Origin of the sequence: Pontibacter sp. FD36 (assembly GCF_015686655.1) — a bacterium.
In the GTDB taxonomy this organism is placed as follows: Bacteria; Bacteroidota; Bacteroidia; order Cytophagales; family Hymenobacteraceae; genus Pontibacter.
Map to the genome: position 1 here is coordinate 263,666 of NZ_JADPMP010000008.1, position 13,721 is coordinate 277,386.

A 13,721-nucleotide genomic window follows, 5' to 3' on the forward strand; every position below is an offset into this window, starting at 1 on the left:
AACGCTGTGCCTAACCTGTCATCTCGAATGCAATGAGAGATCGGGGTTAATTAGGGGTTTTAACAATATTTCAGATTCCTCACTTTGTTCGAAATGACAAAAAGAGTTTAAGTTGACGGCATTGGGTCGCGACCTGTCCTTACAGGTTCTTATTAGCATTTAACAATAAGCAATCAACAATTTAAAAGTTTTACTGAACTATGTTTGTACAATAAATGTATATACATTAAATTTGTAGCTCAAATTCAGAAAACTATTATTATCTAAATTAGAATCACATGAAAAAGACAGCAATCCTTGCTTCCATGGCCGCAGCGCTTTTCTTTACTGCCTGCACCGACAGCAACACTGCAACTGAAAACACTACTGCCGTTACTACAGAAGCTGTTGAGGCAGCCGAAGGCGATGCGTATGCTGTGGATCCAGCTGCCAGCGAACTGACCTGGAATGGCAAAAAAGTAGGTGGTGAGCACTCCGGCAACATCAGCCTGCAAGGTGGTGAGCTGGTAGTAGCCGACGAGCAGATAGTAGGTGGTGAATTTACCATCGATATGGCCTCGATCACAAACACTGACATCGAGGATGCTAAGTACAACAGCGACTTGGTTGGCCACTTGAAGTCAGACGATTTCTTCGGTGTAGAGCAGCACCCGACTGCTAACTTCAAGATCAACCGCATCAGCCCGATTGCAAACGCAGCTGCCGGTCAGCCAAACTACAACGTAGAAGGCGACCTGACTATCAAAGGCAAAACAAACCCAGTAAGCTTCCCGGCTACTATCAACGTTGAAAACGGTACAGCAACTGCCAAAGCTGATGTGATCGTAGACCGCGCGAAATACGACGTGCGTTACGGTTCAAAGAGCTTCTTCGATGACCTAGGCGACAAAGTAATCGACGATAACTTCACAGTGAGCCTGGATATTACGGCTAAGAAGTAATTAAGTATCACCTCCCCCAAACCCCCTCCTAAAAACAGGAGGGGGTTTTTTGTTTTTACTGTTGTCATCTGGACGATAGGAGAGGTCTGGATCTGACCAGAACTTAAATAATAGCTCAGATTTTTCCCAAATAGAGGGCCCCTTCCCCCAGGTCTAAATGGCAAAATATAGGTTGACAGCTTGAGTGTCCAGTTAATCATTCATGCACGATTCGGATAGGTCGCGACCTGTCCCTACAGAGGAACTTGAAAAATGATTAACTTGCCTGCATCTAAAACTCGACAAGCCATGATGCATAAAGCACTCTATACCTTATTCTTTCTCTTCCTGCTCACCATCGCATCCTGTCAAACCGAAAAAAAGCTGGATGCACAGCAGATCGTGGACCAAGCAATTGCCATACATGGCGGGGATCGGTATCTCAAGAGTGCGATCAGCTTTCAATTCCGGGACCGACAGTATAGGGCTTTGCGCGATGGGGGAGCTTTTGTGTATAGCCGTACTTTTACTGATTCCACGGGGCAGCAGGTGCGGGATGTGTGGCGCAACAGCGGCTTTACCCGCACTATTAACGATATGGAGGTGGAGCTGCCAGAAGAAAAACAGAAAGCTTACACCGCTTCCGTTAATTCTGTGATTTACTTTGCGCTCTTGCCTTATGCGCTGAACGACGAGGCGGTACGCAAAGAATACTTGGGCGAAGCGACAATTAAAGGAGAGTCTTACCACAAAGTGCGGGTAACCTTTGCGCAGGAAGGTGGTGGCGAAGGCTACCAGGATGTCTACGTCTACTGGTTCCACCAGCAGCGCCACACGATGGATTACCTGGCCTACTCGTTCCAGGAAAACGACGGAGGCACCCGTTTCCGCGAAGCCATCAACCCCCGTACCGTCGGCGGTATTCTTTTCCAAGACTACATAAACTACACCCTAGAAGAAGATACCCCACTCGAAAACTACGACCGCGCCTTTGAGGCGGGTAAAATGGAGAAAGTGTCGGAGGTGTTGCTGGAAGAGATTGAGGTAAGAGAGTTAAAAGCCTTGTAGGGACAGGTCGCGACCTGTCCAATCGTGCACAAAAAGTCCCCCTTTGAAGGGGGCAGGGGGATGACAATCGTGCACAAACAATAATTAAACCATCAAGAACACCTTCCAAGCCTCCTGCACCTGATGATCATCCAGCAGCTTTATCCCTAGTTTCTCTAGCTCTTCACGTAGCAGCTTTTTGTCTTTGCCGTACTTGCTGAAGGTATAGCTTACCAGCGGATCTGATTTGAAAGCCTCAATTTCCTTAGGTGTAGGTATAACTTCCGTATTGCCCAGTCGGGCCAGGTGATTGCCGGTCAGAATACTGCTATGGCGGATGTGCTCCGGGATCTGGTCTACGCCAACGCCCTTGTTGCGAACCGGCTTGGGTAATTCAAAAATGCTATCGCCGTTTGCCCGCAGATAATAGTCGCCCCCCATACGAGCCACGGCATCGAGTTTGTAAGGATTGATCTTACCTTCCTCGTTCAGGATGTCTTCGCTTACATGAAGCATGAGCACCTCACAAATCACCAGATTACCCGCACCGCCTTCCGGTCCCAGGCTGAGCACCTCGTTCACCCGGCACTCCATTGCCACAGGCGCTTCTTTCACACGGGGTGCGCGTACCGTCACCGATGGCTCCGGTGTCAGTCCAGATTTGATAAACTCGTTTATGCCATGGTCATACTCCGTGCTCGCCAGCGACATCTGCTCCACGATGTCATAGTTACCGATGTTGATGACCACCTCTTTTGTGGTCAGCACATTCTCCAGGGTATGCTTGCTGGTATTGTCACGTACGCGGCGGGCAGGGGAGAAGACCACGATCGGCGGTTTGGCACTGAACACGTTGAAAAAACTGAACGGGCTCAGGTTCACGTTTCCTTCCTCATCCACCGTACTGGCAAAAGCAATCGGCCGCGGTGCTATGGCTCCCAGCAATAAAGCATGTACTTCTGACGTTTTGGTTTCTTTCGGGTTTATGGTTTTCATGGAATATCTGTCTAAGAATGTATTAACAGGAACTGCAATTTACGAATTGTATAGATGAAGAAGGCAAAGAAAGGAGAAAGCAAACGTGTCATTTCGAACTTAAGTGAGAAATCTGGGATTGTGGCAATGCTGTTAATTGATCCTGCTCTCTCCTATCGTCGAGATGACAGAAAAGAACTCTATACCTTGAGCAAAACAAAAAAAGAGAAATCCTGTAAATCCTTGGGGTAGGGGCCCTATGTAGAGATTCAGACAATTAACTATACTATATAACTGTTTTCAAAAACATTTTACGTAATTTTGCTTTCTAGTGAGAATGTGTTTTAATCTATATTCTACATTTTTGCTTCATGGCCTGTTAGCAAAGCAAATGCTATTTTACCCTGTATGAAAATTAAACTGGTACTCTTTCTGAGTCTTCTCTTTTTTGCCTCCTGTAGCTCACTCCGCACACGTAATATTGTCTATTTTAGTGATCTTGAACAGAAGCCGCTTATCACGGAGCCGGTTGAATTGAAACGTTTGACTATCAAGCCTGGTGATCTACTGGCGATTGAAGTGCTCACTCCTAACATGGAAACGAACATGCTGTTCAATAGGGGCATTATTATGGAAGAAGGAGCTGGCGGTGGGGGACAAATGATGCGCCAGCAGGGAAATCAGAACCAGGGTTACCTGGTAGATACAAAAGGGAAAATTGATTTTCCGGTGCTAGGCAATATGCAGGTACACGGTATGACAACGGAACAAGTTCGGGATTCCATTCTGTTACAGGTACGCGAGTACGTGCAAGATCCTATTGTGAAGGTAAGATTACAGAACTTCCGCTTCACGATGATGGGTGAAACTGGACCAACCGTTGTGCAGGTGCCTGCTGACAATGAAGAAGTGAATTTGCTGGAGGGCCTGGCCATGGCGGGTGGCATTTCCATTTATGGTAAGATGAACAATGTACTGGTGATTCGGGAGCAGGATGGGCAGCGTACCATGGCCCGCTTAAACCTGAATAGCAAGGAAACACTGACCTCACCTTATTTTTACCTGCAACAGAATGATATTGTGTATGTGGAGCCAGATAAGGCTAAAGTAACAGGTACGAGCTTTATCCGCCGTAACTGGGGCTTCGCTGCCGGTATCGTATCCTCAGCCTGGGTACTTTACCAATTGTTAAAGTAATATAACGTTTCCTTATTTATAATAATGTCTGAACTTGATTTCCAGGAAGACAATAGTGAGTCTTTAGATATAAAAGGCCTAATCATGCGGTACTTGCGTTACTGGTACCTGTTTGTGATTGGTGTGGCACTGGCCCTTACTGCAGCTCATTTATATCTGCGCTATTCTACTCCTGTGTTTAGTGTGAAAGCTACCATCCTGATTAAGGATGAAAGCGGTACAGACCTGGCTACCAGTGGGGTATTCGGCGATTTAGCCGGATTGAAGGCTAATAAATCTTTTTCTAATGAAGTACTTGTTATCAAATCTAAGGGTTTAATGGAGCGTGTGCTTACCGAATTAGGAATGGAGGTTTCTTATTTCGGAGAGGGCCGCATCAAGTCGCCCGAACTATACGGAGGCCGGAGCCCGATTAAGGCGATTATCGCACAGCTTGACTCGGCAGGCTTAGGCAAGAGCTTTGTTGTTGAGGTGGAAGATAATAATTCCTTCAGCATTTATGAAGGAGAAAATAAAGTATCCACTCATAAGTTCGGGGAGCAGATCAGTAAGAAATATGGGGTCTTTACCATTGTAGCAGATTCTGATGTTACCAATGATATAGGACGTCGTGTATTAGTGCGCTTTAATAACCTGGGCAAAATGGCAAATAGCTATAGCAAGCAGTTGGGCGTTAAAAGCGTGAATGAATATGCTACGGTAATGGAGCTTAGCCTGACAGATCCTGTGCCCGCTAAGGGCAAAGATATTATCAATAAGTTGATTGAAGTATACAATCGTGAAACGATCAATGAAAAGAACCTGGCTGTTACCAAAACCATTCAGTTTATTGATGATCGCCTGGTATACCTGACACGGGAACTCACTGACGTAGAGAAAGACGTCGAGCGTTACATGCAGAATAACAGACTCATCGATCCTGCTGCAAGTGGGAGTATATACCAAAGTACGGCACATGCATACAACCAGCAAATAACTGATAATGAGGTTAAACTTGAAATCTTAAAATCAGTTGAGTCCTATCTCCAAAATGAGGAGAATAAGAACGAACTGGTACCAACTAGCCTTGATATTTCAGATCCAACTCTTGGAGGCTTAATTGCGAACTTCAATGACTTGCAAAACCAACGTCGCCGCCTAGGCAGGTCTGTCACAGAGAACAATCCAGTGCTGCGCAATGTCAATGAGCAGTTAGAAATTTTACGTCTGAATATCCTTGAGAATATCAGGAACATCAGGGAGGGCTTATTAGTTGTTCGTCGTAATTTACAGGCTAGCGCCCGTCAGTTTGAGTCTCAAGTGCGACAGGTTCCTTCCATGAAGCGTGAATTGACTGATATCAGTCGGCAACAAGGTATAAAAGAGGGTTTATACCTTTATCTTTTGCAGAAGCGCGAAGAAGCCGCACTTTCACAAGCTATTACACCATCCAATTCCCGCGTCCTTGATCCAGCTGCCGCTGGTGGAAGCCCGATTGAACCTCAATCCACCAATATTTACTTGATGGCCTTGCTAGCCGGTTTGGCTATACCTTTTGCCGGAATTTTCCTACGCGATATGCTCAATGATTCCGTGCAGGAATTGCGCGATGTGGAGAAAGGCACTTCTACGCCAATTTTAGGGGAAATCGGGCATAATGATTCTGGTAATATGCTCGTAATCACACGGGAAAGCCGAAGTTCCAGTGCCGAACTCTTTAGGCTACTACGCGCTAACTTACAATTCGCTGCTGGTGGTAAAGAAAATAAAGTAATACTGGTTACCTCCAGTATGAGTGGAGAAGGTAAAACTTTCTTTAGCCTTAACCTGGCTGCCAGTTTGGTGATGACAGGTAAAAAAGTGGTTGTGCTGGGTTTTGACTTACGAAAGCCGAAGCTGACACAAGGTGTAAACCTGCCCAATAGCGTTGGTATTACGAATTACTTAATCTCTGATACGGTACAGATAGAGGATTTGATCCAGTTCGCACCCGAGATGCCAGAATTGGCCATTGTTGGTTCAGGGCCTATCCCCCCGAACCCAGCAGAACTGATGTTATTGCCTAAGATTGGTACTCTTATCGATGAATTGAAAGCCGCATTTGACTATATTATCCTGGACTCCTCGCCCGTTGGCCAAGTAGCAGACACTTTGGCCTTAGCCCCGTATATAGATTCTAGTTTATATATTGTACGCTATAATTACACGCATAAGAAACAACTACAAATCATTGATGACCTTTACAAATCCCGTAAACTTAAGCATCCAATGATCGTGCTGAATGATGCCAAAAAGTCAAACAGTTATGGCTACTCTTATGGCTACGGTTATGGCTATGGTAACTATTATGAGGAGGAGAAGAAAGGCTTTGGCGGGAAGCTGAGGAAGTTAGTGAAAGGATAGTAGTAGTTGAAGAAGTAAGTTTTTTAGAGTTTAGGAGTTAGTAAACTTAGTAAGGACAGGTCGCAACCTGTCCTATCGTGTGCAGAATAACAAGACAAGAAAAACGAACATAAAAAAATGTCAGGTATAGATAACGCGAAAATTGCCGTAATCGGCTTAGGTTATGTAGGCTTACCACTAGCTGTTGAGTTTGCTAAGAAGTTCCCTACTGTTGGTTTCGACATCAATGAAAGTCGGGTGCAGGAACTGAATGAGGGGTATGATCGCACGTTAGAGATTGAAAATGATTATTTAAAATCGGTTCTAACTTCAAGCTCTAATGGGCAGACTGGTCTTTATTGCTCCAATAACCTGAAAGACATTGAAGATTGTAATTATTACATCGTTACGGTGCCTACCCCGGTAGACAAAAATAACCGCCCCGATCTGACGCCGCTCTACAAGGCGAGCGAGACCGTGGGGAAGGTACTAAAACGAGGCGATATCGTAATTTATGAATCGACCGTTTACCCAGGCGTTACAGAAGAAGAATGCGTACCTGTGCTGGAGCGCATGTCTGGACTAAAGTTTAATGTAGACTTTTTTGCAGGCTATTCTCCTGAACGCATTAACCCAGGAGATAAGGAACATACCGTAGCTAAAATTCTAAAAATCACTTCCGGCTCTACTTCTGAAACAGCAGAAAAAGTAGACCAGCTGTATAGAGCAGTAATCACAGCAGGAACGCACAAGGCAGCATCTATAAAAGTTGCAGAAGCAGCGAAGGTGATCGAGAATGCACAGCGTGATATCAATATTGCCTTCGTGAACGAACTTGCCAAAATCTTCAATCGTCTGGGTATTGATACAGACGAGGTATTGGAAGCAGCCGGAACGAAATGGAATTTTCTCAAATTCAAGCCCGGCCTGGTTGGTGGACATTGCATCGGGGTAGACCCTTATTACCTGGCACAAAAAGCTCAGGAAGCCGGTTATCACCCGGAGATCATTTTGGCTGGTCGCCGTCTTAACGACGGTATGGGCGAGTATGTGGCCCATGAAGTGATTAAATTGATGGTGAAGAAGGACATTCCTGTGAAGGGAGCAAATATCCTAGTACTCGGTATTACATTTAAGGAGAACTGCCCGGACGTGCGCAATACGAAAGTAGTAGATATCCTACGAACGCTCAAAGATTACGATACCAATATCACGATCTACGACCCGTGGGCTGAACCAGCAGAGGTCAAACACGAGTACGGTTGGGACTCTGTGAAAGAGCTAAATGGTGTAACTGATTGCGATGCCATTATCCTGGCAGTTTCTCACAATGAGTTCAAATTGCTCGACCTAAATGATCTTTGCAAAGAGAAAGCCGTGATCTACGACGTTAAAGGCGTCCTCTCAAAAGAACTTTCCGACGCACGTTTGTAGTGAAGTATCCCCTCCTTGGACAAGGAGGGGTTAGGGGTGGTTTGACCCGGTTAAATTAAGCCATTTGGATAGTAAATATATGTACAACACTCCCTACCACACAACAGACCTAAGCCAAAGCAGCTTCCTGATAACAGGAGGAGCGGGCTTTATCGGCTCCAACATTGTCGAATACCTTCTCAAGTACGGTGCAGGGAAGGTGCGTGTACTTGATAACTTCTCTACCGGCTCTCACACAAATATAGAAGAGTTCAAAAGCAATCCAGCCTTTGAGTTGCTAGAGGGTGATATCCGGGAACTGGAGACATGCCAGAAAGCATTGGAAGGTATAGACTATGTATCCCATCAGGCCGCACTGGGTTCAGTTCCTCGTTCTATCAATGACCCTATTACTAGCAATGATGTCAACATCAGCGGCTTCCTGAACATGCTGGTAGCCGCGAGAGATGCAGGCGTGAAACGTATGGCATATGCTGCAAGTTCCAGTACATATGGCGACCATCCAGGCCTGCCTAAGGAGGAGGATAAGATTGGAAATCCACTATCGCCCTACGCTGTGACCAAGTATGTGAATGAGTTATATGCAAGCGTGTTCTCAAAGACCTATGATTTTCACACCATAGGATTGCGCTACTTCAACGTGTTTGGTCCGAAGCAGAATCCTAAAGGGCCTTATGCAGCTGTAATACCACTGTTTATTGAAGCAGCTATTCAAAATGAAACTCCTTACATCAATGGAGATGGTGAAACAAGCCGCGATTTTACCTTCGTGGAAAATGCGGTGCAGGCCAATGTGAAGGCATTACTTGCTACAAGTGTGGAGAAACATGAAGTAGTGAACATTGCATTTGGGGAGCGCACTACTTTAAACCAACTGTGGGGAAGAATCACAGAAATTGCAGGTATTGAACTATCACCAGAATATAGAGAGGAGCGGAAAGGTGATGTGCGGCATAGTTTAGCAGATATCTCGAAAGCAAACAAATTGATTGGTTATGCGCCTTCCTACTCAGTGTTAGAAGGACTGGGTATTGCCTTCGGCTGGTACAAGGAGAACAATGATAAGGTAGAGATAAAAGCCAAGGCTTAGGTTGGATTGTTCTGCACTAGTGTAACACACCGCTGCCTATTTCAAGAAGGTTATAACTCATGTATCACTCCCATCATAAGAAAGACAGGGGCGAGCTAACAGTTAAATGAAAATTTAGTAAAGCATAATGAAAATACTCATTACCGGAGGTGCAGGATTCATTGGATCTCATGTGGTGCGGCTGTTCGTGGAGAAGTACCCACAATACCAGGTCTTCAACCTCGATAAACTCACTTACGCAGGCAATCTGCAGAACCTGAAGGACCTGGAGGTAGAGGAGAACTATACCTTCCTAAAAGGTGACATCACAGATTCGGCCTATCTGGAAAGTATCTTCTCTGAGAATGCATTTGACGCGGTTATCCACCTAGCGGCTGAGTCTCACGTGGATCGCTCCATTTCCGGTCCCATGGCTTTTGTTCGAACCAACGTGATGGGCACAGTCAACCTGCTGGAGGCCTGCAGAAAGCACTGGCTGGGGCAGTTGGAGGGTAAGCTCTTCTACCACGTCTCTACTGATGAAGTATATGGCTCTCTGGGGGATGAGGGGCTCTTTACCGAGTCCACGGCCTATGACCCGCGCTCTCCTTACTCGGCCTCTAAAGCCGCCTCTGACCACTTCGTTCGGGCCTGGCACCATACCTTCGGTCTGCCCATAAAGCTCAGCAATTGCTCCAACAATTACGGTCCTAACCATTTCCCTGAGAAGCTTATCCCACTGGCTATCCATAATATCAAAAGTGGGAAGCCGGTGCCGGTATACGGCAAAGGCGATAACGTACGCGACTGGCTTTACGTGCTCGACCACGCCCGGGCCATTGATGTAATATTCCACAAAGGAAAGTTAGGGGATACTTACAACGTGGGCGGAGTAAACGAGTGGCGCAATATTGACCTGATAGAATTGCTCTGCGACGTGATGGACGAGAAATTAGGGAGGCAGCCTGGCGAGTCGAGGAGACTCATCACCTTCGTGAAGGACCGCGCAGGCCACGACGCCCGCTATGCCATTGATTCTTCTAAACTGATGGGGGAACTTGAGTGGGCGCCCTCAGTCACTTTCGAGGAAGGGCTAAGGAAAACGGTGGATTGGTACCTTCAGAACGAGGAATGGCTGGAGGAGGTGACAAGTGGCCACTACCGCGACTACTACGCGCAGCAGTACGGGGAAAGATAATGGCTACATTGCTAAATGGTTAAAAGACAGGGGCAGGTGCAGCTATCGCAACTAGCGGCCGCCATCGCTGGAAGCCCAACAACAATTTAACCATCCAACAATTTAACAATTAACCACATGAAAGGAATCATACTGGCCGGGGGCTCCGGCACCCGTCTCCACCCCCTTACCTTGGCAGTAAGCAAGCAACTCATGCCTGTTTACGACAAGCCTATGATTTACTACCCGCTCTCGACGCTGATGCTGGCCGGCATCCGGGAGATCCTAATCATCTCCACGCCGCACGACCTGCCTATGTTTGAGCGGTTACTTGGGGACGGGAGCCAAATCGGCTGCCGCTTTAGCTATGCCGTGCAGGAGGTACCCAACGGGTTAGCACAAGCTTTTGTGATAGGGGAGGAATTTATCGGGAAGGATAAAGTGGCGCTGGTGCTAGGCGACAATATTTTTTACGGAGCGGGAGTGGGCTCGGTGCTGCGTCAGAATTCAGACCCGGACGGGGGCGTGGTATACGCCTACCATGTGCAGGACCCGGAATGCTATGGTGTGGTAGAATTTGATGAAAATGGGTGCGCCATCTCAATAGAGGAGAAACCTAAGGAGCCTAAGAGCAGCTATGCTGTGCCTGGGCTTTACTTTTACGACAATGCCGTGGTAGAGATTGCTAAGAGCCTGGAGCCGAGTCTGCGTGGGGAGTATGAGATTACGGATGTGAACCGGGAATACCTGAGAAGAGGCAAGCTGAAGGTAGGTATCCTCAATCGCGGTATGGCCTGGCTTGACACTGGCACTATACAAGCCTTGATGCAGGCTGCCACTTTTGTGCAGGTGATAGAGGAGCGGCAGGGGCTCAAGATAGGCTGCATCGAGGAAGTGGCTTGGCGCATGGGCTATATCACCGAAGAGCAGCTCAATGAAATTGCTATACCATTACGCAAGAGTGGTTATGGCGAGTATCTCATAAGAATTTTAAAAGAGCAGTAGAATACAGGAATTTTGAGCTTAAAACAAAAAACAATTTCAGGGCTCTTTTGGACATTCAGCCAGCAATTTGGGGTTCAATTTATCAATTTTTTGGTATCGATTGTACTTGCAAGATTGCTGATGCCTGCTGATTTTGGTCTGATAGGTATGCTAGCCATATTCATTGGCATTGGATCCAGTTTAATTGATAGTGGCCTGACATCATCATTAATTAGAACTGCGGAGCCAAATCAAAGGGATTATTCTACCGTATTCTTAATTAATCTAGTTGGAAGTATTGTAATATACTTTATCCTGTTTTTCGCTGCTCCTTTCATTGCCGCTTTTTATAATCAATCTATTCTTGAAAATATAATTAAAGTTTACACCCTTTCATTCATCATCAATGCATTTGCAAGTGTACAGCGAACGAAGTTAACAAAGGAAATGAACTTCAAGTTGCAGATGACGATCCAAATACCATCGCTTATAGGAGGTGGTATTTTGGGTATTATGTTAGCAAATAATGGTTACGGTGTCTGGAGTTTAGTCTATATGAACCTATTTCAATCGTTGCTATCCACAGTACAACTTTGGATAAGAAGTGGTTGGAAGCCGAGCTTAATATTTGATATAGAGAAATTCAGATATCACTTCAATTTCGGCTATAAGCTTACTCTTTCAGGAATTTTAGAAACCACTTTTAATAATGCATATCACATAATCATCGGGAAGTTCTTTTCAGCAGATCAGTTAGGGTTTTATACGAGAGCTCAATCACTTAAACAGCTACCGGTTCAGAATATATCTAAAGCATTGAATAAAGTTACTTATCCTTTGTTTTCCTCAATTCAAAATGATAATGTAAAGCTAAAAGGAGCTTATAAAAGATTAATGCAGCAAGTTCTTTTTTGGATAGCGCCAGCTATGATCTTTTTAGGTATAGTAGCAGAGCCTCTGTTTCGTTTCTTATTAGGAGAAAAGTGGCTCCCGGCTGTAACTTATTTTCAGGTTCTGTGCGCAATTGGTATCATGTACCCTTTAAATGCTTATAACCTAAATATATTGAAAGTTAAGGGAAGAAGTGATTTGTTTCTTAAGTTAGAAATTATTAAAAAAATCATTATAACAATAGGTATAGCGTGTGCGATTCCGTTTGGAATATATGGGCTATTATATTTTCAACTTATTTTTTCAATTGTTGGTTTTTTTATAAACACTAGGTATAGTGGTCGCATGATTAATTATAGGATAAATGAGCAACTTAAAGATATAATACCAACAATTATGCTCGCCTTACTTATGGGTAGCGTTGTCTGGGCAATAGACAATTTTATTCTGAAACATGCTTTATCTCTTGATGTGGTTAGAGTAATTGTTCTAGGAGTAATATATTTCACACTTTATTTAGGCATAAGTTATTTTTCGAAAATGCCTGCTATTTTAGACTTTAGATTACTTGTTTTTAAGAAATGATACCTGTTACAAAACCTTTTCTACCCCCAAGAGAGGAATACAAAAACCTTGTCGATAGTATATGGGAGCGGCAGTGGTTAACCAATAATGGACCACTAGTTAATGAATTAGAGCTTAAGCTCAAGGAGTATCTAAATGTGCCTCATCTACTTTATCTGAGCAACGGTACTATTGCTTTGCAAATAGCTATAAAAGCATTAGAACTGAGGGGGGAAATTGTTACTACTCCTTTTAGTTATGTTGCCACAACAAGTTCTATCGTATGGGAGGGGTGCAAGCCTGTTTTTGTGGACATTGACCCTAACACTCTAAATTTAGACCCAACAAAAATTGAAGAAGCCATTACTCCCGAAACAACTGGTATTCTAGCAACTCATGTGTACGGCAACCCTTGTGATGTAGATGCGATTCAGGAAATTGCTGATAGGCATAATCTAAAAGTCATTTATGATGCAGCACATTGCTTCGGCACGAAGTATAAAGGTAAGTCAATATTTGAATATGGTGATGTAAGTACCACTAGCTTTCATGCTACTAAACTATTTCATACCATAGAGGGAGGAGCTGTATTCTCGAAATGTCCTGAAGTTCTAAAAAAAATGTCTTTTATGCGAAACTTTGGGCATGATGGGCCTGAGAGCTTTGCAGAAATAGGTATAAACGGGAAAAATTCGGAGTTTCACGCTGCTATGGGACTAGTTAACCTTAAGTATATAGAAGAAATTCTTGCAAAGAGAAAAGAGTTAAGTGAATATTACGACTCCTTTCTCAAGAATGTGAAAGGGCGGTCACCGCAACTTGATTCTCAGGCAGAATACAATTTTGCATACTACCCATTTGTTTTTGATTCACCTGAGTTAATGCAGCTTTGTTATAAGAAGCTAGCAGTAAGTAACATTAATTGCAGAAGATATTTCTACCCATCCTTGGCAAGCCTTCACTACGTAAATGAGACAGAGTTGCCTGTATGTAATTCTGTAGTTGAACGAGTTCTTTGTCTTCCATTATATCATACTCTTACATATGAAGAGATTCACATGATAGTACGAATTATTCTAAGGGTTCAAAATAATTAATCTGA

General features: G+C 44.5%; 11 protein-coding genes. 10 read left to right on the plus strand and 1 reads right to left on the minus strand.

All coding sequences use genetic code 11. From position 1 onward, the window contains the following. Positions 1 to 278 precede the first annotated feature (278 nt). Both I0P70_RS13205 and I0P70_RS13210 read left to right on the plus strand, forming a co-directional pair. Complete coding sequence (locus tag I0P70_RS13205; RefSeq protein ID WP_196118653.1) at positions 279 to 941, plus strand: YceI family protein; 663 nt, start codon at positions 279 to 281, stop codon at positions 939 to 941. Positions 942 to 1,229: 288 nt separating this feature from the next. Continuing rightward, entirely contained in the window at positions 1,230 to 1,988 is a 759-nt protein-coding gene (locus tag I0P70_RS13210; RefSeq protein WP_196118656.1) for a DUF6503 family protein, read from the plus strand. 84 nt (positions 1,989 to 2,072) lie between these two features. On the opposite strand, the gene I0P70_RS13215 is transcribed toward I0P70_RS13210, so the two are convergent. Further along, on the minus strand, positions 2,073 to 2,963 hold the full coding sequence (locus I0P70_RS13215; RefSeq protein ID WP_196118659.1) for a flavin reductase family protein: 891 nt from the start codon (positions 2,961 to 2,963) through the stop codon (positions 2,073 to 2,075). Between the two features lie 387 nt (positions 2,964 to 3,350). Here I0P70_RS13215 and I0P70_RS13220 point away from each other — a divergent pair, with 387 nt between their 5' ends. The 8 genes from I0P70_RS13220 to I0P70_RS13255 all read left to right on the plus strand — a co-directional run bounded on the left by I0P70_RS13220 (position 3,351) and on the right by I0P70_RS13255 (position 13,716). Then, positions 3,351 to 4,139 carry a polysaccharide biosynthesis/export family protein gene (locus I0P70_RS13220; protein WP_196118662.1) on the plus strand — a complete coding sequence of 263 codons (789 nt, stop codon included), beginning with the start codon at positions 3,351 to 3,353 and terminating at the stop codon, positions 4,137 to 4,139. A 24-nt stretch (positions 4,140 to 4,163) separates the two neighbouring features. Continuing rightward, the gene (locus tag I0P70_RS13225) at positions 4,164 to 6,521 is read left to right on the plus strand and encodes a polysaccharide biosynthesis tyrosine autokinase (RefSeq protein WP_196118665.1); all 2,358 of its coding nucleotides are present in this window, start codon (positions 4,164 to 4,166) and stop codon (positions 6,519 to 6,521) included. Between the two features lie 117 nt (positions 6,522 to 6,638). After that, positions 6,639 to 7,934, plus strand: coding sequence for a nucleotide sugar dehydrogenase (locus I0P70_RS13230; protein WP_196118687.1), 1,296 nt, complete (start codon positions 6,639 to 6,641; stop codon positions 7,932 to 7,934). A 79-nt stretch (positions 7,935 to 8,013) separates the two neighbouring features. Then, positions 8,014 to 9,024, plus strand: coding sequence for an SDR family oxidoreductase (locus I0P70_RS13235; RefSeq protein ID WP_196118690.1), 1,011 nt, complete (start codon positions 8,014 to 8,016; stop codon positions 9,022 to 9,024). 127 nt (positions 9,025 to 9,151) lie between these two features. After that, positions 9,152 to 10,201, plus strand: a complete 1,050-nt coding sequence (gene rfbB / locus I0P70_RS13240; protein WP_196118693.1) for a dTDP-glucose 4,6-dehydratase — start codon at positions 9,152 to 9,154, stop codon at positions 10,199 to 10,201. A 117-nt stretch (positions 10,202 to 10,318) separates the two neighbouring features. Then, positions 10,319 to 11,185 (plus strand): glucose-1-phosphate thymidylyltransferase RfbA, encoded by an 867-nt coding sequence (rfbA, locus tag I0P70_RS13245; protein WP_196118697.1) that lies wholly within the window; start codon positions 10,319 to 10,321, stop codon positions 11,183 to 11,185. Positions 11,186 to 11,197: 12 nt separating this feature from the next. Beyond that, positions 11,198 to 12,640, plus strand: a complete 1,443-nt coding sequence (locus tag I0P70_RS13250) for a lipopolysaccharide biosynthesis protein (RefSeq protein ID WP_196118700.1) — start codon at positions 11,198 to 11,200, stop codon at positions 12,638 to 12,640. Continuing rightward, positions 12,637 to 13,716: a DegT/DnrJ/EryC1/StrS aminotransferase family protein gene (locus I0P70_RS13255; protein ID WP_196118703.1), complete on the plus strand. Its 1,080-nt coding sequence runs from the start codon at positions 12,637 to 12,639 to the stop codon at positions 13,714 to 13,716. Before I0P70_RS13250 ends, I0P70_RS13255 begins: the two co-directional genes overlap by 4 nt. Positions 13,717 to 13,721 lie beyond the last annotated feature (5 nt).